Here is a 21,921-nt window from a genome sequence, read left to right as displayed (position 1 = left end):
TTCACAAAAGGACGCAACCACGAAAATATGGTTGCGTCCTTTTGACACTAGTCTTAAGCGCTTCACTCGCTTAAGTTTCTTTTTTCATTCAGTGTGCGATCGAATAGAACGGTATCGACCGGGGCGTATCATCACTGAATTGAATCCCTGTAGGTTCATACCAGTCGTAGTGGCGGACCTGGTTGCCGTTCACCCATTCAGCCGGACAGTCGATTAGCTGCCAATCCTGGGGAGTAAAGTGACTGCTTTGTTGGGCATCCAGGGCAAGGCTTTTGTGGAGTTCTTGGCGCTGATCTGCGGTAAGGATTCCCGGAACAGCGGAGATGAACAGGACCGTTCCCGACTCGGCCACTAGCTGGGCCCACTGCCGGTTGTAGTGCCAGTCAATCTGTTCGGTAATTCCAACGCAGTCAGCATCAATGCTAAAGAATGCCTGATCCTGGGGCAACCGGAAGGCTAGTGAGTTGATTCCAATTTGCCGGGTTCGCTCCCAGACTTTACCGCTGGTATCGTCCCCTATCCGGGCCAATTGCATCAAACCGGCACCGAGGTGACCAATCGTGTTACAGCCCAGAATGACGGTGTGGTAATGAGCGGCCGTTGAGTAGATAGCCTGGTAAAGCTGTTTAACAACTTCCGCATTGGTTAGTGTTTTGTTAAAGAAGTGCCAACCACCTGTGGTTACAAAGGGCCGCATCTGAAAACCCCAGCGGCCAAAGAGGTCGAAGGTCGTAAAGTCATGCTTGATTAGCTGGTACCCCCACTTACATAGCTGGGCAACGTCACCCTTGACCCGGTCCAAGACTGCCGGCACGGTTGGGTCTAGGGCGCCATTCAAGGGGTTCCGCCAGCTATCTGGAATCCCTTCACGGTGGTCGAGCAGGGGGCGGAACCAGATTCCCGGCTTCACGTCCTGGTCAACAATTTTCTGCGCCAAAGCCCCCATGTCGGGAAAGGCAGCGTTGCCAGCCCGCCATGGTCCCCCGTTGTAGCCATCGATAACGTGGTCGACCTGCCAGCCGTCGTCGATCACCATGAAGGGCCGGTTGGCAATCCCGGCGGTCAGGCCCTTCAGGTAGGCAGTATCGCTAACAATCTCCTTTGCCGAACTGCGTCCATAGGCATAGTACCAGTTATTGCTCCCGTAAACCGGCTCCTTAGGCAGTACCGGGTGGGGACTCATCAGGTGGCAGAAACGCTGGGTGGCCACAAAGGAAGTCACGTGCACATACTTTTCACTGACCATCGTAGCCAACGTCAACTGGCGGTCACCAAGCTCAACACTGCTTCCCCCATTTCGGACATCCATGATCAGGGTGATCCCAGCCGGGTCGGCTTGCCAAAAACAGAAGGCGTTCGGCTGAGTCATCACTCCGTAGCCAGTGGTCGTGTCCCCATGATTTTCCATGAAGTACCAGGGCATGATTCGATTAGGCGTTAGCTTCTGCCAGCCCATTGTCCCATAGCCCCGCTCAACTTCATCAGCCAAAAATTGTGCCTGGGAATCAAAGTGGTGTTTCCAACGCAACCTTACAAAGCTAACTGGTACAACCGAACTGATCTTGACCGCCGCGCCCTGGGCCGTTAAATCATAGGCCACCTTTGTTTCGGCCACCGTAGTCTGTTGCCCCTGGCACCGTTTACTTGTCCGGCCATTGTCATTAACCACCGTCACTAATTGCGGTGTCTGAAGGAAAAATTGTTCGTTCATCATTATGCCCTCCTCGTTATTCGTTAGCCTTATTATAAAAGCGCTTTCACTATTTGGAATGATAAGCTAGCAATTATTAGAGAAAAAGGCGTGGTACAATCCTTGATAGAAAGGGAAACTAAACGTTTACTAACTTACCAAGGGAGGGACCATCATGGCCAGTATCAGGCAGATTGCTAAAGTCACGGGGTTTTCCCCGGCAACCGTCTCCCGGGTGCTCAACCACGACCCACAATTAGCCGTCAAGAATAGTACGCGACGGACCATCACCCAAGCAGCCCACCAACTGGGCTACCAGGCGGGGCACCTTTCACAGATTGCGGCAATGAACCTGCAGCAAAGTCAAATTCTCGTTCTCCAAGTACCACAGGATCCCACCCGCACCTACTTCTCTACCATCAACCAGGGGATTAAAGATGAGGCCGCATTGCACGGCCTGACCATCGGGAAGTGGCTAACCATCCCCGACCAGGCTTTCTCATACCGCAGCGCTCAAAAGTTCCAGGCCGTGGTCCTGATTGGCATCTTTGAACGGGCCTTTCTTGAGCAGCTTTACCAGTATAACCAGAATTTAATCATCATTGATGACTACCGTTACTTTGCCAGTTATGACCTGGTCCGTAATAACTACGAAGTCGCCACCGCGGTAGTCTTAAACCGGCTTTACCAGCTTGGCCACCGGCGAATTGCCTTTATTGGCGGCAGTGGGTACCCACTGAAGAAAGACGGCCACCACGGTGATAAAATTACTGATATCCGGACCAGTGCCTATCGAAGATGGATGCAGGCTCACCACCTAGCGGCCCATACTTATGAGACCGGTTGGCACGCTGAGGAAGCAGCCCGGGCCATGGATGAAATTCTGCAGAGTTCCCTCCGTTTCGACGCCGTCTTGACCGCTAGTGATATTTTAGCAACGGGCGTTTACCAGGCAGCCAAGCAGCACCAGGTTGTGATTCCAAAGTCTCTAACGGTGGCTAGCTTTGATGACAGCCAGCAGGCCACCCGCTTAACACCGGCACTTTCCTCTGTCCGTCCCCACAGCTATGAGATGGGGAAAATGGCGGTCCGGCTTGCCCTGGAACGCCTGCTCGAGCACCGAAATGTCCCTGTTCAGGCAATTCTACCGGCTAACTTTATTGAACGTCGCAGTATTTAAATAGCGTAGTATCCAAAGAGACCTTCAGCACGCGGAACACCCGAATGCTGAAGGCCTCTTTACTTAATTCGACTAATTTGGATTTGCTGCTTCTTCAAAAAGATATGGTCGACCTGGTAGCCATAGTCAAGCAGGTCCTTCTTATACCTCAGAAAAGAATGGTCGAGCGGAACACCCGCAATCTTTTCGACCGCACTAAATGGAATCATTAGGCGATTCTGGCCACAATCTGCAATGTATTTCCATAATTGATCGTACTTACTCATTTTTAACGCCTCTCAATTTCTGTAACTACCTGGCCAAATTCATGGCTGAAGGTCGCCTTCTGGAAGTGACTGCTAATGAAATACACGGTCGCGTGATCCTGGTCCACCGTAAACGCCAGCCGAGCAGAGCCAAGCTTCCCCAGGTTTAATCGAAACTCATAGATACTCTGACCAGCAACTCGCTTCTTGGTTGCCAGCTTGACCTTCGTCATCCCCGTCGCAACCTCCCTGGTGATGGCTGCCCTAATCATTGCCTCCACATCGTTTTGCTGACGACGGTGCTTCTTGAAGAAGGGTTTACAGCCACGCTCATAAAATTCAACCTGCATCCTAATCCTCCTTCGTCTGGCTCAAGTATACCTGGTGGCTCCGTGGGAATTCCCGCTTAAAGGCGGCCGTTACCGCATGCTTGGCTTCCCCACCAGCCAAACGGTAGGATTTTTTATCATCAATGTAGCCCTGCTCAATCAAGGCCAGGGCTTCATCTCCGATCGCCATTGTCAAAGAACGGTCCTTCTTCTTCGTCAACAGGCAGATTCGCTGGTTTGCGGTCCCCTTCAGTGCCCGTTTGAGAATCGCCTTGGCTTGTTTAATTGGTATTTCTCGCATCCAATCAGTCTTTTCCTACTCAATTCAATGATAATTTCCCGGGAAATCATTCTTAACCATTGCACTTTTATCCAATCCAGTATAGCACGGCCCGCTAACCCTGCTTATCTTTGTCAACCCGGCTGGCCGTTAGCGGAAACTTACGGTCAAGCTTGGGGTCAACCTTCTTGATTGTCAGCCACTTCTTCAGTGGCACCATTATGATCCAGGCACCAATCCAAAACACCCCCATTAAAGAAGAGTATATATCACTGTGGACCAGTGGAAATAATGCCCCCACGCCATCATCACGATGATGAAAATGGCATTATAGAGGTGCTTAAAGGTCCGGAACTCCTCATGGCGGGCCTGGAGCTGGTACTGTAATTGCTCATCGGCTGACTGAATCTTTTCCTCCTGCTCCTGGCTGGTGTCGGTGTGTAAGAAGAGGTCGCCTACTTCAACCCCCAGAGCACCAGCCACCAGGTTCAAAGTTGAGATACTGGCATCGTCCCCGGCCTCCAGTCGTTGAATTGTTCTCACTGACACCTGGGCCTTCTCTGCTAACTGCTCCTGAGACAAGTGGCAAGCAGTCCGCAACTCCTTAATCCTATTTTTTACCATCACTACCATCTCCTCCTTAATCTCCAGTCCTATGGTAACAGTTCAGGAGGTCGTTTAACACGACAATCACCCGCCAGTTAGCCGCCACTTACCTGACAGTTAACCGCCAAAGCTAAAAGGCCGCTAGCATACGGGATCAGGAATCCGTCCACTAGCGACCTTAAAGAAACGCCACCTACTTGTTTTCTTTTAAGAATTCGTCCATTACCTGGTTAAAGCTGCCTGCCTGCTCAGCCATCACCACGTGACCGGTCTGGTCAATTGCCTGGCGGGATACGTAATCAGGGTTGGCCGCCTGCATCACGTCCGCAAACCGCCCATCAAAGAACGGGCTCTGGTTAGCCGTGACCAGTAGTAATGGTATCCTTGCCCCTTCAATTGCCGACCGCCAGTCCTTTTTGGCGTGGTCATACAGTAGGGGAAGGTTTTCCGCCCGCACGAAGGGGAACATCGCCTTTTCCGGTGCCAGCTTATCCAGCACCTGTTTTGGTACCCCGTTCAAGGTTTCCCGGACATTGCCATGTTCCCTCAGTTTTAACCGGTAAGAGGCCCGGGTGATGTCCATGTAGCCATAGGGCCACTGCGGTGTGTTGAGCATCTTCGGTGACTGGTCGACCGCAATTGCCCCCCGGAGCGGACAATCAGGATACTGCTTTAGAAAGCCATAAATTTCTGCCGCCCCCATCGAGTGGCCAATTAGGAAGGGCCAATCAACCTTTAAGCCCACCAATAGTTCATGGAGGTCATCAATTAGCCGGTCAATTGAATCCAGGCCCGGCGTGTGCCCTGACGCCCCGTGGTTCCGCTGATCATAGCTAATCACCTGGTAGCCCTGCTTGACCAGTTCCGGGACCTGCAAGCACCAAATCTGTTGGTAGCCGCCAAAGCCGTGAATCAAGACCACTGGTTGCCCACTACCGGCAACTTGGTAGTTAAGTTGGACGCCATCACTCGTTTGATAGTCCATTAGCTAACTCCTCCTTTACTAGGGTTAGGAAGAACGTCAGAATGATCAGGTCGGCTGTCCCGCCCAGGCTCAGGTGGCGGCGACTGAACTCCTGCTCCAGGTCATTTAACAATGCCCGGCCCGCCGCGGTAGTAATTCCACCCGCGGCCAGGCATTCGTCAACCTGCTTATCCTTCCACTGCAAAATAGCGGGGTCACCGGCCCGCTTAATCAGGGTGGAGTCTTCGGTGTGGCGGGCAAGGGTCAGGAGGGTCTGCACAATCCGCGTATTCCAGCTTCCGACGGTCTCAAGCATCGTCGGCAAGCCATACTGAAAGACAGTTGGGTAACCAGCCTGGGCTTCCCCACGGATCCCCGTCAATCCGTACTTGCGGTATTGCAGCTCACCGGCGGTCTCGTCTGCCGCATTCGGCAGCTTCTTCAAATCATCCTTGACCAGGTCGACCAGCGCGGCCTTAACCACTACCTGAATATCGTCCAGGTCAACTCGGCCCAGCTTGCGCCAACTAGCTGCAGTCGCCATCACCAGGATGCCGAGGGAAAAGACGGCTCCTTTATGGGTATTGACCCCCCTAGTGGCCGCAAACATGTCCTGTTCGGCGACCTTGCCGAATTCGCGCAGTTCGTTAAACATCAGTGGGTAGTCGTCCGTATTGGCGCGCATCCCCACTTCCGCTGCCTGGTGGAGGTATCTACGGAGGGAAACGGCGCTATTGATGAAGGTAAAGGCGTCCATGTCGGGATGGGCACCGTGTTCGACCGGGTCAACTAATCCCGGTTTAGGCCAGGCCATCACCTCATACAAGAGGGCCCGCTGGGCAAACTGAACCAGGCGGTCACTGACCACGGACCGGTGCGCCGCCGTCAACGCCGCCACAATCAGCTTGTTAACTGCCTCCTGGAGTTCTGCCACTGAATGGCGACGGGACCGCCCACACTCCTTGGCCGGGCGCCCACAGACAAAACACCGCCGGGCCGACTGTCCGGAGTCTGCCCGAGAGAGGGGCCGGACCTGGCCGTTTTCCTTGACCAGTACGTCAAGGTCAAAGAGGCGGTTGCTGGCAGTCGCCTCCTCAAAGGCCGTCGTCGCTGCCTTAACAACGGGAGCAGCCGCCTTCACCAGATAAAAGCGCTCGGGCCCGGTTCCGGCATCAAGCCACTGGCCCTTCTGGTAAAAGAGGGTCCCAGCTTGTCGCCACTGGTGTTCGAGCTGGTTGAGCCCCACAATAAAGAACTCCTTGATGGCCGGGTTATTCTTGATGGGCCCAGGAATGTTAAGTTTTGCCGCCACCACGGTCATTTCTGGATAGTCAGCTACCAGGCGGCGTTGGACAGCTGCCCGGTGGTCCTTATTGGCCAAGACGGCCGGAATATCCTGTTTTTCACCGTTCGTAAAAATGTTCTTCATCATGGACTCCTTTGTTTCCTTTTGCTACCACTATTATTATATGTATAAAAAAGGTCGGGGAACACTTTCTCCAACCTCTTTTTTTATTTTATGTGTTGGCCTTAACTAGTCCTTGATTTGCTTTACTTCGTCAATCAAGGTCCCGTCACGGTATTCAACCAGGGCAACCGTCCGGTCAGTGTATTCGATTGGCTTTGGCTTACCAACGATGCCTTCAGCCCGCTTTTGCAGTTCTTCGATTGAAACCAGCGGAATGCTTGGGGCCTTCTTGAAGGCTTCAATTAAGTCCTTCCGGGCCGGGTTAACCGCAACCCCAACTTCCGTAACCAGGACATCAATGGATGAACCTGGGGTGGTGATGGAGTTAACAGCAGGAACAACTGTGGCAATCCGTCCACGGGTCAGTGGGGCAGAAATAATCGTCATCTTGGCAGTACCGGCGTCTTGGTGACCACCAACGGCACCCCGGATAACACCATTAGAACCGGTCAGCACGTTGACGTTAAAATCGGTATCGATTTCCAGTGCAGACAGGATGGCAATGTCCAGTTGGTCAACCATGGCACCCTTGTTGTCTGGATCTGCGTACCATGAACCGTCAATTTCGGTTTGACCAGGGTTGGACTTCATGCTGGAAGCAGCACCCTTGTCAAAGTCTTGTACATCCATAACCTTCTTGACCAGGCCTTCTTCAAGCAGCTTGACAATTGGTGAAGTCGTCCCACCACAAGTGAAGGAAGCTTTGATATCGTTGTCCAGCATGGATTGACGCAGAAAACGGGTAACGGCCAGCGAAGCACCACCAGTACCAGTCTGGAAGGAGAAGTTATTCTTGAAGTATGGTGAGTTGACGATGACGTCGTTAACCATCTTGGCAATCTTCAGTTCCTTCGGGTCCTTAGTGAACCGGGTAGCACCACTACCGATCCGGTCAGGGTCACCAACCTTGTCGACCTTAACAACGTAGTCGACTTGGGTCTGCTTGATGGAGGCCGGCGTGTTCGGGTAGTCAACGATGGTGTCAGTCAGCAGAACCACCTTGTTAGCGTATTGGGCGTCAACTAAGGCATAACCAAGGGAACCAAGGGCGGATTCACCGTTCATCCCGTTGGCGTTCCCCATCCGGTCAGAATTTGGCACACCGAGGAAGGCCACGTCAATCTTGATATTACCATTTTCAATTGAACGGGCACGGTTACCGTGAGAACGGAAGATAACCGGGTTCTTCAGTAAACCGTGAGAAACGGCTTCACCCAGGCTGCCCCGCATCCCGGAACTAGTGATGTTGGTGATGGTCCCGGCCTTGATGGCTTCGATTACCTTGTCGTTCATGACCCCGGTCAGAGAAGATGGAGCTAAGGTTAAGTCCTTGTAACCCATCTTGATGATCTTGTCCATCACCATGTTGAAGACATAGTCCCCGTTACGGAAGTGGTGGTGGAAGGAGATGGTCATGCCGTCCTTCAGGTTGTCCTTAATAACTTGGTCCAGGGAGTCAACCAGCTTATCGTCACCCTTTGTGACCCGAACATTGTGGCCCGTGTAGTGAACAGTTGGGTGGCCGATTTCAGTAGTTTCGAATGGCTTGTGGTTCGTTGAGTTTAAAATTTCGTCTGAGATTTCGCGACCGACATTATTTTTCAATGTATTCACCCTCCTCATTAATCAGGTTGGAAGCCTTGGCTAAGCGGATAACCCGTTGTGCACGCAATACAACTGGGCGGTCAACCATTTGACCGTTCATGGAAATAACACCAGAGCCCTTTTGGTGAGCTTCCTCAATGGCTGCTTCAACGTCCAGGGCGTTTTCAATTTCCTTCTTGGTTGGTTCGTAAACCTTGTTGACCCAGTCGATTTGCCTTGGGTTAACAAGGGACTTACCGTCAAAGCCAAGTTCGTGGATATGTTCAGTTTCCCGTTGGAAGCCTTCGATATCGTTCATATTGGTGAAGACAGTATCGAAAGCAGCAATCCCAGCGGCACGAGCAGCATGGAGGATCATGTTGCGGGCAAATTCAAGTTCAGCGCCATCTGGGTAACGGTGGGTCTTCATGTCGGTAGTGTAGTCTTCGGCAGAGAGGGCCAAACCAATCATCCGGTCGGTACTTGCGGCGATTTCAGGAGCGTTTAAAACCCCCTTGGCACTTTCAATAGCGGCCATAACGTGGGTGGAGCCTGGTTTACGGTCAAACTTCTTTTCAGCTTCTTCAACCACCTTAACCAGGTCGAGCATCATTTGGGCAGATTCAACCTTGGGCAGACGAACGACCTCGATGCCAGCCTTAACCATGGCATAAACATCGTTCTTGAAGTATGGGGTGTCGATCCCGTTAACCCGGACAACTAATTCAGAGTCACCATAATCTTGGGTTTGCAGAGCTTCGTAAACCAGCATCCGTGCAGCATCCTTTTCTGACATGGAAACAGAATCTTCCAGGTCAAACATAATGGAGTCAGCACCGTAGATACCAGCATCCTTAACCATTCCGGCGTTGTTCCCCGGAACAAACATCATGGTCCGACGTAAACGTTCTTCCATTATTAAAATACCTCCCAGTCTGGTTGATCAGTAGTTTCTAGGGCCCGTTGCGCAGCAGCCATGGTCCGTGCCTTAACGACACAGTCCAAGGCCCCCTTGTCAACGGCTTTTACATTGGCATTTTTAATCCCGTAGGCTGCCAAAGTATCAGTAATCACCTTGCGGATTTGATCGCCGTAGAGTTCTTCAACTGAGGAATCAAGGTCGATATTAACCCCATTATCACCCTTGCTCAGGGTGATTTGGATATCGGATGATTCCAGAGTTCCTGCTAATGCAGTCTTCTTAATATCCATTATTCTAAACTTCCTTCCTTAATGCGTGCTCTGAGATCAGACCAGTTATTTTGAACAAATGAGAGCGTAGATTGTGGAACGTATTTTTGCACCACCGCTAATTCATCATTAGCAATCGCTGCTCGTACCTTCGTTGCCGAAATTACATCATCGTTAGCGTTGCTAGCACGCTCGATGATCTTAACCTCAACATCAGGTGGTAGAACCCTAGTTAATTCTTGGTTATAAATATCGGTTGTTTTTGAGAAGGGCTCGCTGCCCACATAACGACGAGTAATATTTAGTGGACCGGCAACCTGCTGCTTGAACAGCTGGGCATCAAGGGCCGCCTGAAAGTGAGCGACGTCCTGGTTGTCCTTCAAGAAGTAGGCCGGGAAGGTAGTATAAGAAACCATGTAACTGTCCCCCGGTACCACCGTGACGTTTGCTAGGTCGCGACAACCTTCTTTGACCAGCTTAAAGCGCTCGGCAAAGGTAAAAAGTGACGCTTCCTGGCTAACCACGAAGACATAGACGTGATCGTTTTCTCGACTTGCCTGTTCCACCAGGTAACGGTGACCGTTAGTAAAGGGGTTAGCGTTCATGACCACTCCGGCAACCCGGCTGTTGTCCTGGTCAGCAAAGTGGGGCAAATTCTTGATGTAATCATGGACATCCGGGGTCCCTGCTTCTAAAATGGCTCCATCTTCCACCTGGGCCAGCACATGAAAGCCAACGTAGCCAAAGCTTTGCACGTACTGCGGCTTGGTGAAGACAAAAAGGTGGAAACGCCCCATCGTGGCGGCCTCGTTAACCAACTTGCTAACCAGTTGGTTGAAGGTCTCACCATGCCCCTTAACCTTGGAACAAACCGCAATGTACTTCAAGACGTTACCAGCAATTGAACCGGTCGCCATGATTTCACCGTCATCCTCCCAGACAAAGGTGCGTTCAACTTGGTCCGTTTCCTTTGGTGAGAAAGTGGTGATTCCCGTCTTCTTCAGAAACTTTTGCCACTTATTGAAATTTCGCTTGATATGGATGTTGATCTCGCGAATCTCCATCAACGTCCCTCCTCGTTTTAATTACTTACTTGCTGCGTAATCGCGAACGGCCTTGGCAACGGTGTCAACCACACCTTTGTCAAATACGCCCGGAACAAAGCGATCGGCGACTGGTTCGGGAACCAAACTGGCAATCCCCTCGGCAATCGCCGTTTCTAAGCCGTAGTCAACCTTGTGAAGGTCCGTTGCCAACAGGCCCTTGTAGAGGCCAGGGAAGGCCAGAATGTTGTTAACCTGGTTCGGGTACTGACTCGAACCGGTGGCCATGATTTTGACCCCGGCATCATAAGCCACTTGGGGGTCAATTTCCGGCTTCGGGTTAGCCAGGGCGAAGATAATTGGGTTATCTGCCATTGTCTTTACCTGGTCAGCGCTCAGGACGTCGGCGTCAGACAAGCCAATAAAGACGTCCCGATCCTTAACCGCTTCGTCCAGGCTTGCGTAAGCCGTTTGGTCGCTGCTTTGCTTTACCAGGTCCGTTTGGAAGTGGTTGTATTCCTTGCTGTCAGCGTGCACAGGACCATTGATATCAACAAAGGTGATGTCCTTAATGCCAGCAGCAAAGAGGAGGCGGGCAGTCGCAACCCCAGATGCCCCGACCCCGTTGATAACGACCTTTAAGTCGGTGAGCTTCTTACCAGCCACCTTTGCGGCATTGATCAAGCCGGCCAGAACAACGATTGCCGTTCCTTCTTGGTCGTCATGGTAAACCGGAATGTTGACCTCCTTGGCCAACTTCTCCTCAATTTCAAAGCAGCGCGGGGCGGCAATGTCTTCGAGGTGGAAGCCGGCAAAGGATTCCTGCATGTTCTTCAGGGTTGCCACAACTTCATCCGGCGAAACCTGTTCCACCGTCAGCGGAATGGCGTTCACACCAGAGAGGTCCTTGTAGAGCAAGGCCTTCCCTTCAACAATCGGTAATCCACCAGCAGGGCCGATGTTTCCTAGGCCCAGGACTGCAGAACCATCTGTCACCAGGGCCACTAATTTCCCGCTCATCGTGTACTTATCCTTTAATTCTGGATAACGCTCAATCAGCTTAGAAATTACGGCAACACCTGGTGTATAGGCTTCACCTAATTCTTTCTTGTTGTGAACCGCAAATCCTGGTGAAATAGCCAGGACACCGTGGTGTTTTGCGTGTAGTGACAGTAATTCTTCATCTTCCATTAGTAACATCCTCCAATCACTACTACCATCTTACAACGCTTTTTAAATATTGCAAATATCAAACTTAATTTTTAAATATTTAAAATATTTTAGACGGAGAAAATGATATAATCAAAGGCAAAGACTCTATAGTAAAGCGGGGAAAAACGATGGATGCAGAACACAACCAGCTCCTGGCCGACCTGGCTCAGGACTATTACCTGGGCAAGATGGCCATCAGTGACATTTCAAAGAAGTATCACCTCAGCCGCTACCTAATAATGAAATACCTTGATGAAGCATTGGCTTCCGGAATCGTTAGCATCAATATTCATACCAATTACGACCGTAACGATAAACTGGAGCGGACCTTAAAACGTCACTACCCGGTCAAGAACTTGGCCGTTATTAAGGACCCCAGCAACCCACTCGACCGGGACGAAATCATTGCGACCTTCGCTGCTAACCAGGTGCAATCGCTGATCAGAAACTGTCACATAGTCGGGCTCACCTGGGGGGAAACAATTTACACGATTCTTGACCACTTCAATAAACAGGCGGCCAAGCAGCTGACCTTCACCCAGTTCATGGGTGAGAATATGAAGTACCACTCCTCAGCGGCCTCCATGAGGATGGTCCAAAAGGCCGCCGCCCGTTATGACGCTCCCTATTGCACCATTCCGGGGCCCCTGTACGTGGTTAACGACCAGGCCCGGCAAGCCCTCTATCAAGAACCGGCCTTTACCGAAGCGTTTAACAAGGCCGCCCAAATGGACATGGTCGTCTGTGGACTTGGCACCCTCCAATCGGTAAGCAGTATCCCCGCCTGGCACGACCACATCAAGGAAATTTTCCCCGGGGTCAATACTAAGGGGGTTGCCGGGATGGCCTTTGGTCGCCCATTTGATATTGATGGCCACTTTTTGGTTGGGCCCGGCACCGACAAGACATTGTCAATTTCCTTAGCGGCGATTGAAAAGATTCCCCGCCGGATTGCCATTGTCCAGCGCAAGTCGAAGTATCAAGCGGCAATGGGCGCCCTGGCCGGGCAACTCTTCACCGATATGATTATGACTGAATCGGTCGCCATCAGAATTACCGAAGCACTAGATATTTAAGCAAAAGTGGCTCAGCATGATTTGCTAAGCCACTTTTCTTTTACTACTGGAAAGCAACTTACAAATTCAATCCTATTCAGTAGCAAACAAACTATTCAATTTCAAATTACCAGAGGCCGATAATCTTCATCCAGAGGGAACCAATGATTCCGTATACCAAGAGGTAGAAAATCCCCATTACGAAGTTCATCTTCCACCATTCGGACTGGGTAACGTAACCAGAGGACGAAAGGACGGAGGCTGGACCGTTGGCATAGTGAGTGGTTGAACTCATGAATGCAGATGTGAAGGCCAACAGCATGGCAGTCAGCATTGCTGGTGCACCCGCGGCAATCGCAACTGATACGAAGGCCGCGTACATTGCAGTAACGTGGGCCGTTGCACTGGCAAAGAAGTAGTGAGCGTAGAAGTAAACAATCATCAGTACTGCCAATACCCATACCCAGCTGATACCGTGTAAGGCGGACCCAATTGAGTTGGAGAACCACTTGATGAAGCCTAATTCAGCCAGTTGGTCAGCCATGTAAACCAGGATTGACAGCCAAATCAGAACGTTCCAAGCACCGGTTTCCTTCAAGATATCCTTGGTTTCCAGAACCCCGGTAATCAGTAAGAGGGCGATGGCCAAAAAGGCAACAAAGGTTGCATCAATAGCCGGAATGAAACTCGTCAGCATCCAAAGAATAAGGGTCAGGATGAAGATGGCAGCCATCAGCTTTTCAGAAAGCTTCATTGCTCCCATTTCCTTTAATTCCTTGTTTGCCCATTCCTTAGCGTTAGGGGTTTCCTTAACCTCAGGCGGGTACATCTTGTAGATGATGTACGGGGTCGCAATCAAACAGATAATACTTGGTACAACACCGGCAACGAACCAACCTAACCAGGTAATGTTGATGTGCAATGTCTTGGCCAAGGCAACGATAACCAGGTTAGGAGCCATGGCAGTCATGAACGTTGCAGAAGTAACCAGGTTACTGTGGAATTCAGAGAATACCAGGAAGGAACCAATCTTCTTCCGGGTCCCCTTCTTGGGATCAGACCCGTAAGTTTCTGCCAGTGACTTTACAATTGGGTAAACAACCCCACCGGCACGGGCGGTGTTACTTGGGATGGCTGGTGAAGTAACCAGGTCGATTCCCATGATTGAGTAGGCCAGGCCCAAGCTCCGGTGACCGAAGCTCCGCACAAAGACAAGGGCAATCCGCCGACCAAGGCCGGTCTTAATAAAGCCCCGTGAGAGCATGAAGGCCATTGCAATCAGCCAAGCAGATGAATTACTGAAGGCCGTTAATGCTTCCTTCATTGGTGCTAAGCCCACCAAAACCATGACCGTAAAACCAACTAAGGTTGTTCCGGCAATTGGCAGTGGTTGTGTGATACATCCAACAATTGTGGCAACGAAAATGGCAAACATATGCCAGGCAGCCATTGAAACGCCGGCAGGGCGAATTGGGCCACAGAACCACAGAATTAATCCAATAACAAGTGGCCAGGCCCACGCCTTAGCCTTGAATTTAGCTAATCCCATTATTATTTCTCTCCTTACTTACTTACCTAAAATCTAATCAATTACAGCTCTACCCCGTCCAAGACTTCCTTCATCTTAGCGGCAGAGTTGATCATCTTTTTGCTTTCTTCAGCAGAAAGGTCATGTTCAAGCACCTTGACAATTCCACTGGTGTTGATAACAGCTGGTACCCCTAAGTAGAGGTCCTTGACGCCATATTCACCATTAAGCGGTGCGGAAATTGGCAGGGTCACGTTACGGTTTTCCAAGATAGCCTTAACAATGTAAGCCAGGCACTTGGCAACCCCGTAGAAGGTTGCTCCCTTATGCGCAATGATTTCGCCACCACGCTTCTTAACGGCTTCTTCGAGGGCGGCGTAATCATCAGCGGTCAAGTCGGTAGCCGTCTTGAGTGGTTCACCATTAACGGTGGCTTCATCAAAGGCGGCAAACGAGGTATCACCGTGTTCGCCCATAATGTGGGCATCAATTTCACTTACGGGGACATCTAACTTTTCGGCCAGCAATACGTTCAATCGGGCACTATCAAGCGAAGTCCCGGTCCCAATAACCCGTTCCTTAGGGAAGCCCGACAGCTTTTGCGTCAAAGTGGTCAGGATATCAACCGGGTTGCTAGAAACGACGAAGATACCGTGGAAACCACTGTCAACGATTGGTTGAACGATGGTCTTCAATATCTTAACGTTCTTGTTAACCAGGTCCAAGCGGGTTTCGCCAGGTTTCCGGGGAACACCAGCGGTGATGACAGCAACGTCAGCATCACTAGCGTCGCTGTATTCACCGGAGCGAATGGTAGTTGGTGATTCTAATGGGGTAATGTCTTGTAAGTCTAAGGCATCACCGTATGACTTGTCCTTGTTGAGATCAACGATTACCACTTCATCGACTTCGGGGGTCGTTTGTAAAAGCGAGTATGCGAATGATGAACCAACCGCACCATCACCAACTAAGAGAACCTTGTGGCGACGTTTAATCATAAAGAATTCCTCCCATAATTGAGAATTAAATAATTGCTCGGGGCCAATTAAGCCCCAAATAAGGTCTTACTTCAGACCACGTGCGTACAGTGTAACCTGTTGACCCGCTTGGCGACCGAAGACAATCGTCTCGGCAATTGAGTTACCACCGACCCGGTTGTTACCATGCAGGCCACCCGCAACTTCACCAGCGGCATAGAGGCCCTTGATAATGTCACCATTACCGTCGAGTACCTGGGTCTTTGGTGTAATGTGGATACCACCCATCGTGTAGTGGATAGCGGGTGCAATGTGGATTGCAAAGAAGCCCGGCTTAGTGATGCCCCGGTCCATCCCGGTTGTCCGGTGGAACTGTTCATCGTCATGGCTTGAAACAGCCTGGTTCCAGGTGTTAACCGTTGCCTTCAGCGTTGTTGGATCCATGTTTAAGTTCTGGGCAAGGTCTTCAATGGTGTCCCCATGAACGACTAAGCCAGTCTTATCATAGAATTCAATGGCTTTGGCCCGGTCCCGGATTCCCTGGTCAAAAATCAGGTAGGCACTGTGTTCTGGTAATGCCGTGATGGCGTTAGAAACAATCTTCCGGGTATTCAGTTCGTTAACAAACCGTTCCCCCTGGGCATTAACCAGGATGGCCCCTTCACCACGAACCGCTTCACCAATTAGGTAAACGTGCGGGTGGTCCTGTTGAACTGTTGGGTGAACCTGAACCAGGTTCATCTGCATCAGCTCTGCGCCAACGTTTTCTGCCAGCTTTAATCCATCACCAGTTGCTCCCGGTTGGTTAGTGGTCTTGTAGTCCTTCAGGTCAGGACGGAAGCGTTCGATGTATTCCTTAGAGGCACCGAAGCCACCAGTTGCCAGGATTACCGCCTTGGCATCGACCTTCTTGGTAAGGTCACCTGACTTAACTTCAACCCCTTTGATCCGGCCATCAGCAGCTTGAAGGAGCTTCGTAACCTTGGTGTTGTTGAATACTGGGATGTTTTCCTTTGCAACCACACCCAGGAGGCTCTTTACCAAAAAGCCACCAATTGGGGCCATGCTTGCGGGACGGTGGGTCCGCTTCTTCGACATCCCCCCGGTGACGGTGATGTCATCCAGTTTGATGTCGTGGTCAGCTAACCAGTCAACGGCCGGGGCGGTGTGGTAAACAAAGTAACCGAGCATGTCCTTGTCGTTCAGCCGACCACCATCCTTGTAGGTTTCGTGGTAGAAGTCGGCAACGTTATCAATTACCCCGTGCTTCAGTTGGACGTTGGTTTCCGCCGCGTTCATTCCGGAAGAGGCTCGGTTAGTATTACCACCGAGTTCTTCTTCCTTTTCTAATACGGCCACCTTCATCCCCAATTCGTTAGCCTGAATTGCGGCCGCTAATCCGGTCCCACCGGAACCGATGATGACAACATCATAGCTGTCGTTTAACTTGCTAACTGATAATGGTTGAAAATTTTCTGCCATTATTAAGATCTTCCTTTCTCAATGACTAGTCCTTACGGTCTGCGTTAGTCATCTTGAGCATATCCATCCATTCGTCGTACTGTTCTTCAGTAACCTTGCCAGACTTCAATGCTGCTTCCTTCAGGGTACTACCGGCCTTATCAGCAGCTTGGGCAATCTTGGCACTGTCGTGGTAACCAATGTGTGGTGACAAAGCAGTGACGGTCATCAGTGAGTTGTCAACCAGTTCAGCCATCCGCTTTTCGTTGACGGTCAGGCCCTTGACACAACGGTCAGTAAACCCGGTGATTGTACCAGCCAGCAGGTCAGCGGATTCAAGGAAGGCGTCAATCATAACTGGCTTGTAAACGTTCATTTCGAAGTTCCCTTGTGAGGAAGCCATGGTAACAACGGTATCATTACCGAAGACCCGCAGTGCAGCCATCGTAACGGCTTCTGCTTGGGTTGGGTTAACCTTACCTGGCATGATTGAGGAGCCCGGTTCGTTAGCCGGAATGTTTAATTCGTCGTAACCAGCCCGGGGACCAGAAGCCAAGAAACGAATATCTTGGGCAATCTTGAACATGTCAGCGGCCAGGGTCTTCAAGGCGCCGTGGACAACGTCTAAACCGGAGTGGTTTGCCAGGCCGTAGAACTTGTTACTCTTGGCAGTCAGGTTCAGGCTGTAAACGGCAGAAAGCTTTTCCGCAATCTTTTCTGGCATACCCTCAGCAGCGTTCAGGCCAGTACCAACGGCCGTCCCACCGATAGCCAGTTCGTTTAAGGTTGGTTCCAAGGTCTTGATGTAGTCTAAGTCGTGTTCCAAAGCAGCCACGTAGCCGGAAACTTCTTGACCAAACGTCAACGGAACGGCATCTTGCAGGTGGGTCCGGCCGACCTTTACAGTCTTCCAGTACTTGTCTTGCTTAACCTTTAATTCGTCAATCAAGTGTTGAACAGCCGGCTTCAGCTTGTCGAGGGCTTCCAGGGCAACCACGTTCATGGCCGTTGGGAAGGTGTCATTGGAACTTTGCCCCTTGTTAACGTCGTCGTTAGGCAGGATTTCAATGTCCGGGTTAAGTTGATGGGCCTTGTGGGCAACAACTTCATTGGTGTTCATATTGGTTTGCGTACCAGACCCGGTTTGGTAAACCTTCAATGGGAAGTCCTTCCGCAAATCTTCATCACTTAATGCGAGCAATTCATCAATTGCCTTAACAATCAAGTTACCCTTCTCATCAGAGATGGCCTTGGTTTCCATGTTTGCTTGAGCAGCAGCCTTCTTAATGTTCAGTAGTGCATGGATAATTGCTAATGGCATGTACTGACCAGTAGGGAAATTGTTACGACTCCGTTCAGTCTGTGGTCCCCATAATGCGTCTGCAGGGATTTTTACTGGACCGAGAGTGTCTTCTTCTGTTCGGTAATCTGACATAATAAATACCTCCAATGTATTATCATGCAATAACAACTTGTGAAATGTTACACATCATTACGCCATTATCGTAACGCATTATAAATATGATAGTCAAATCTTTAAGATTCTATAAATTTCACTTATGGTCTTGACGAAGATCGGCGAAATGATAGCCTTTTCAGCCGGTGCAAGAATTTGTTTCACAAGTGCTTTTAAAATAAAAAATCGCTTGCAATTTTGAAAATAAATCACAAGCAATTATCATTTCACGGTTAATATCACAAGGCAATTATACATTTCTAATGTATAAAGTCTGATAAGTCGTTATCCGCTAATAAATTTCTCTCAACAGCCAAATTAATTTTGTCTTTTAGTATTTGGCCTCCCAGGTCATTTCCTCAACGGCTTTTTTGGCATCGTTAATACCTTCACCGGCCAGGCCCTGGTTAATTGCGGACTGGGCAACCGTGATGGCAACCTTCTTGGAGAACTCTGTCAGCTTATTAACTGGTGGCAAGACCGCTGCCCCCGGCTGGTCAGGGTCAACAATGCCACTCAGGGCGTGGGCTGCCGCCGCAATCATGTCGTTGTTCAATACCTTGGCTTGGGCAGCAAGAGCCCCGAAGCCAACGCCAGGATAGATTAACGCATTGTTGGCCTGACCAATGTCATAGGAAACACCGTTGTAGTCGATCGTGCCGGCAGGAATCCCGGTTGCTACCAGTGCCCGACCATCTGTCCACTTCAACAGGTCCGCGGCCTTGGCCTCAGCCAGCTTGGTTGGGTTGGAGAGTGGGAAGATCACCGGCCGCTTCGTGTGGCTGGCCATCTCCTTGACAACGGCTTCGTTGAATGCCCCCGGCTGGGTCGATGTCCCAATCATTACCGTTGGGTGCACTGCCTTTACCACGGCGAGCAAGTCGGTCAACTCATCGGGGTTATCGAATTCCACCCGCTGGCGGGTAAACGGCTTCTGCTTTGGCGTCAAGCCTTCCGTATCATCGAAGAGTAGCCCCTGCTTATCTACCAGGTAGAAACGCTTCTTGGCTTCTTCTGGGGAGAGGCCTTGCCGGACCAACTCTTCAAAGAGCATCTTGGCAATTCCCATTCCAGCGGTACCGGCACCAAAGGTCAGGAAGGTCTGGTCGGTGATCTTTTCCTTGGAGATGTTCATCGCACCGAGGACCCCGGCCAGGGATATGATTCCGGTTCCCTGAATATCATCGTTGAAGGTCAGAATCTTATCCTGGTACTTATCGAGGATCTTAGCGGCGGTTCCCCGTCCGAAGTCCTCAAAGTGGAGCAGGCTCCTAGGGAAGAGGCCTTCAACTTCGGTAACGAAGCGGTCAATGAAGGCAAAGTATTGGTCACCCCGGACCCGTTTCTCTCGGTTACCTAGGTAGTTAGGATCGTTAAGTAACTTTTCGTTGTCGGTCCCGACATCAATAGAAACTGGCAGGACCTGGGCCGGATTAATTCCGGCAGCTGCGGTATAAACCATCAGCTTGCCGACTGAAATGTCAACACCGTTAACCCCCCAGTCACCAATACCGAGGATTCCTTCCGCATCAGTAACCACAATCAGGCGGATATCCCGGCCGTCAGCAGCATCCGCTAATTCTTCTTTAATATCTTCGGGGTGGTTGATGTCCAAGTAGGCAGCATCCTGGGGCCGGAGGTAGCGTTCGTCATACTGTTCGATTGATTCGGCAATTACCGGGTCGTAAACCACCGGCATGAATTCCGTGATGTGCTCCTTCATCAGGTAGAAGAAGAGGGTCCGGTTGGTATTAAAGATCTCCATTAAAAGGTGGCGCTTCTCAATCCCACTATCCTTTGATTCGTAGAGGGCGTAGGTTTCTGCCGCCTGCTCTTCAATCGTCCGGACATGGTTAGGAAGTAAGCCCAATAGGCCGAGTTCTTTTCGTTCCGCCATCGTAAAGGCCGTTCCCTTATTCTTAAATGGATCGTTTAAAATTTGCATTCCCTTGCGCATCACTTAGTCACTTTCCTTTGCTTAATGATTGTCCCTATCATAGTCGGCCCGTAAAATTATAGTCAAATTTATGCTATGCTATAAATATAATTAATATACCCGATTGCTATCACTGATACAGAAGGAATCAATTATGAAGATCAAAGATTTAGAATATTATCAAAAATTAATTCAGGAGAAAAATTTTTCGAAAGTTGCGGCTGATTTTAAAGTCAGCCAGCCCACAATCACGATGTCGATTAAACGCCTGGAAAGTGACTTTGCGACGACCTTCTTTATCCGGGACCATGCCCACAAGGAACTCCACGTTACCCCGGCGGGCCAGCAGTTTGCCAACCATGTCAATGTCATCCTGAACGAGCTCACCATTGCCCGCCAGGAAATTGACCGGACTAAGTCCACCCGGATTCGCTTTGGCTTGCCGCCAATCATTGGTAACTATTACTTTCCACCGCTGACGCCCATGCTGATGCGGGCCAATTTGATGCCCCTTCTCGACACCTTCGAGCACGGGTCACGGGAGCTGCTAAAGATGCTTTAGCATGGCCAACTCGACATTGCCCTCCTCGGTTCACTCGAGTCACTTGACCAGCCCTGCCTAAAAACGGAGGAGTTTGCCCACTACCCCTTCAAGGTGATCGTTAGTAAGGACCATCCCCTGGCGAACAAGACAGCGGTAACCTTCCGCGAGCTTAAAGACGAACAGTTCATTATCCCTGGTAGTGAGTTTTTCCATGAGCAGGCCTTCAAGCAGATGTGCCACGGCGCCCACTTCCGTCCCCACGTCCTGTTCCGGACCCCCGACATCCACGTCATTAAGGCAATGGTGGCAGAAAACCTCGGTATTTCCTTTTTGACCAGCCTGGCAATTTCACCGGCCGATCAGGTGACCACCTTAGATATTACTGATGATGACCAGCCCCACTTTCGCTTATCCCTGGCCCGGCGGGAAACCACGCTTTTATCAAGTAATGAAGAGAAGCTCTGGCAGCTGCTGGTGAAGCAGGGTAAGTAAATATTTAAAAAGCCGCTGACGTTCAAGATTGAGCGCCAACGGCTTTTTTGTTCTGGTTGCTTTTTATATTACTTTTCAATCGTAACCTTTTCCATTACCACGTCGTCTTTTGGCTTGTCCATCTGATCACGGGCAACCTTACTGATCTTTTGGACAACATCCATCCCGGAAATCACCTGGCCAAAGACGGTGTGACGGTGGTCAAGCCACGGTGTTCCACCGTTCTCCTTGTAATTGTCAATCACCTCTTGGGGGTAACCGACCGCCTTCATTTCATCCAGCATGTTTTTTGGCACCCGGGTTGCCGAAACGATAAAGAACTGGCTGCCATTCGTGTTGGGACCCGCATTAGCCATCGAAAGGGCCCCGTTAAAGTTAAAGAGTTCCGTTGAGAACTCATCTTCAAACGCCCGGCCGTAAATGCTTTCGCCACCCCGGCCAGTTCCAGTCGGGTCACCGCCCTGGATCATGAAGTCGGGGATAACCCGGTGGAAGATGACCCCGTCGTAGTAGCCCTTTTCAGCCAGCTTAGTGAAGTTTTCAACTGTCTTGGGAGCTTGCTTTGGGAAAAGTTGGACCTTGATCTCACCCTGGTTAATCTTGATGGTTGCCTTTGGACCAGTTATCTGGTCTAAGTTTAACTGTGGATAGTTCATAACATTTCCTCATTTCTTATTGCC

General features: G+C 50.5%; 21 protein-coding genes and 1 pseudogene. 3 read left to right on the top strand and 19 right to left on the bottom strand.

Annotated features, from left to right (window positions below):
- Window positions 1–88 precede the first annotated feature (88 nt).
- Window positions 89–1,711, bottom strand: coding sequence for an alpha-amylase family protein (locus FD32_RS04565; RefSeq protein ID WP_056962122.1), 1,623 nt, complete (start codon window positions 1,709–1,711; stop codon window positions 89–91).
- 154 nt (window positions 1,712–1,865) lie between these two features.
- Here FD32_RS04565 and FD32_RS04560 point away from each other — a divergent pair, with 154 nt between their 5' ends.
- A complete protein-coding gene (locus FD32_RS04560) occupies window positions 1,866–2,870 on the top strand; it encodes a LacI family DNA-binding transcriptional regulator (protein WP_047768202.1) in 1,005 nt (334 codons plus the stop codon).
- A gap of 59 nt (window positions 2,871–2,929) precedes the next feature.
- On the opposite strand, the gene FD32_RS04555 is transcribed toward FD32_RS04560, so the two are convergent.
- From FD32_RS04555 to FD32_RS04505, 12 genes are all read right to left on the bottom strand, one after another.
- Window positions 2,930–3,136: a hypothetical protein gene (locus tag FD32_RS04555; RefSeq protein ID WP_047768204.1), complete on the bottom strand. Its 207-nt coding sequence runs from the start codon at window positions 3,134–3,136 to the stop codon at window positions 2,930–2,932.
- Window positions 3,137–3,138: 2 nt separating this feature from the next.
- Window positions 3,139–3,465, bottom strand: a complete 327-nt coding sequence (locus tag FD32_RS04550; RefSeq protein ID WP_047768206.1) for a hypothetical protein — start codon at window positions 3,463–3,465, stop codon at window positions 3,139–3,141.
- 1 nt (window position 3,466) lies between these two features.
- Window positions 3,467–3,745: a hypothetical protein gene (locus FD32_RS04545; protein ID WP_047768208.1), complete on the bottom strand. Its 279-nt coding sequence runs from the start codon at window positions 3,743–3,745 to the stop codon at window positions 3,467–3,469.
- Between the two features lie 94 nt (window positions 3,746–3,839).
- On the bottom strand, window positions 3,840–3,977 hold the full coding sequence (locus FD32_RS10230) for a hypothetical protein (RefSeq protein ID WP_235803759.1): 138 nt from the start codon (window positions 3,975–3,977) through the stop codon (window positions 3,840–3,842).
- The gene (locus FD32_RS04540; protein ID WP_235803762.1) at window positions 3,977–4,348 is read right to left on the bottom strand and encodes a helix-turn-helix transcriptional regulator; all 372 of its coding nucleotides are present in this window, start codon (window positions 4,346–4,348) and stop codon (window positions 3,977–3,979) included. The genes FD32_RS10230 and FD32_RS04540 overlap by 1 nt, the downstream gene beginning before the upstream one ends.
- 175 nt (window positions 4,349–4,523) lie before the next feature.
- Window positions 4,524–5,315 (bottom strand): alpha/beta fold hydrolase, encoded by a 792-nt coding sequence (locus FD32_RS04535; protein WP_047768209.1) that lies wholly within the window; start codon window positions 5,313–5,315, stop codon window positions 4,524–4,526.
- The gene (gene citG, locus FD32_RS04530; protein ID WP_056962121.1) at window positions 5,296–6,723 is read right to left on the bottom strand and encodes a triphosphoribosyl-dephospho-CoA synthase CitG; all 1,428 of its coding nucleotides are present in this window, start codon (window positions 6,721–6,723) and stop codon (window positions 5,296–5,298) included. Before citG ends, FD32_RS04535 begins: the two co-directional genes overlap by 20 nt.
- A gap of 105 nt (window positions 6,724–6,828) precedes the next feature.
- Entirely contained in the window at window positions 6,829–8,367 is a 1,539-nt protein-coding gene (gene citF, locus FD32_RS04525) for a citrate lyase subunit alpha (protein ID WP_047768213.1), read from the bottom strand.
- Window positions 8,357–9,262 (bottom strand): citrate (pro-3S)-lyase subunit beta, encoded by a 906-nt coding sequence (citE, locus tag FD32_RS04520; protein ID WP_047768215.1) that lies wholly within the window; start codon window positions 9,260–9,262, stop codon window positions 8,357–8,359. The genes citF and citE overlap by 11 nt, the downstream gene beginning before the upstream one ends.
- A 2-nt stretch (window positions 9,263–9,264) precedes the next feature.
- Entirely contained in the window at window positions 9,265–9,558 is a 294-nt protein-coding gene (gene citD / locus FD32_RS04515) for a citrate lyase acyl carrier protein (RefSeq protein ID WP_047768218.1), read from the bottom strand.
- Window positions 9,558–10,601, bottom strand: coding sequence for a [citrate (pro-3S)-lyase] ligase (citC, locus tag FD32_RS04510; protein ID WP_047768220.1), 1,044 nt, complete (start codon window positions 10,599–10,601; stop codon window positions 9,558–9,560). The genes citD and citC overlap by 1 nt, the downstream gene beginning before the upstream one ends.
- A 21-nt stretch (window positions 10,602–10,622) precedes the next feature.
- Entirely contained in the window at window positions 10,623–11,771 is a 1,149-nt protein-coding gene (locus FD32_RS04505) for an NAD(P)-dependent malic enzyme (protein ID WP_082126047.1), read from the bottom strand.
- 149 nt (window positions 11,772–11,920) lie between these two features.
- On the opposite strand from FD32_RS04505, the gene FD32_RS04500 reads away from it, so the two are divergent.
- Entirely contained in the window at window positions 11,921–12,868 is a 948-nt protein-coding gene (locus FD32_RS04500) for a sugar-binding transcriptional regulator (RefSeq protein WP_047768224.1), read from the top strand.
- Window positions 12,869–12,974: 106 nt separating this feature from the next.
- Here FD32_RS04500 and FD32_RS04495 read toward each other — a convergent pair whose 3' ends face one another.
- The 5 genes from FD32_RS04495 to FD32_RS04475 all read right to left on the bottom strand — a co-directional run bounded on the left by FD32_RS04495 (window position 12,975) and on the right by FD32_RS04475 (window position 20,229).
- Window positions 12,975–14,396 carry an anion permease gene (locus tag FD32_RS04495; protein WP_047768225.1) on the bottom strand — a complete coding sequence of 474 codons (1,422 nt, stop codon included), beginning with the start codon at window positions 14,394–14,396 and terminating at the stop codon, window positions 12,975–12,977.
- Between the two features lie 41 nt (window positions 14,397–14,437).
- Entirely contained in the window at window positions 14,438–15,373 is a 936-nt protein-coding gene (locus FD32_RS04490) for an L-lactate dehydrogenase (RefSeq protein WP_047768227.1), read from the bottom strand.
- Between the two features lie 66 nt (window positions 15,374–15,439).
- On the bottom strand, window positions 15,440–16,834 hold the full coding sequence (locus FD32_RS04485; RefSeq protein ID WP_047768229.1) for a flavocytochrome c: 1,395 nt from the start codon (window positions 16,832–16,834) through the stop codon (window positions 15,440–15,442).
- A 25-nt stretch (window positions 16,835–16,859) separates the two neighbouring features.
- Entirely contained in the window at window positions 16,860–18,248 is a 1,389-nt protein-coding gene (locus FD32_RS04480) for a class II fumarate hydratase (protein ID WP_047768231.1), read from the bottom strand.
- A 352-nt stretch (window positions 18,249–18,600) separates the two neighbouring features.
- The gene (locus tag FD32_RS04475) at window positions 18,601–20,229 is read right to left on the bottom strand and encodes a malolactic enzyme (RefSeq protein WP_082126048.1); all 1,629 of its coding nucleotides are present in this window, start codon (window positions 20,227–20,229) and stop codon (window positions 18,601–18,603) included.
- Between the two features lie 130 nt (window positions 20,230–20,359).
- Here FD32_RS04475 and FD32_RS04470 point away from each other — a divergent pair.
- Window positions 20,360–21,241: pseudogene (locus tag FD32_RS04470) on the top strand (LysR substrate-binding domain-containing protein).
- Between the two features lie 68 nt (window positions 21,242–21,309).
- On the opposite strand, the gene FD32_RS04465 reads toward FD32_RS04470, so the two are convergent.
- Window positions 21,310–21,897: a peptidylprolyl isomerase gene (locus tag FD32_RS04465; RefSeq protein ID WP_047768244.1), complete on the bottom strand. Its 588-nt coding sequence runs from the start codon at window positions 21,895–21,897 to the stop codon at window positions 21,310–21,312.
- Window positions 21,898–21,921 lie beyond the last annotated feature (24 nt).

The sequence above is a fragment of the Limosilactobacillus panis DSM 6035 genome (assembly GCF_001435935.1).
Taxonomy (GTDB): Bacteria; Bacillota; Bacilli; order Lactobacillales; family Lactobacillaceae; genus Limosilactobacillus; species Limosilactobacillus panis.
The sequence above is the reverse complement of the archived record's forward strand: the minus strand, read 5'-3'. Positions and strand labels throughout refer to the sequence as shown.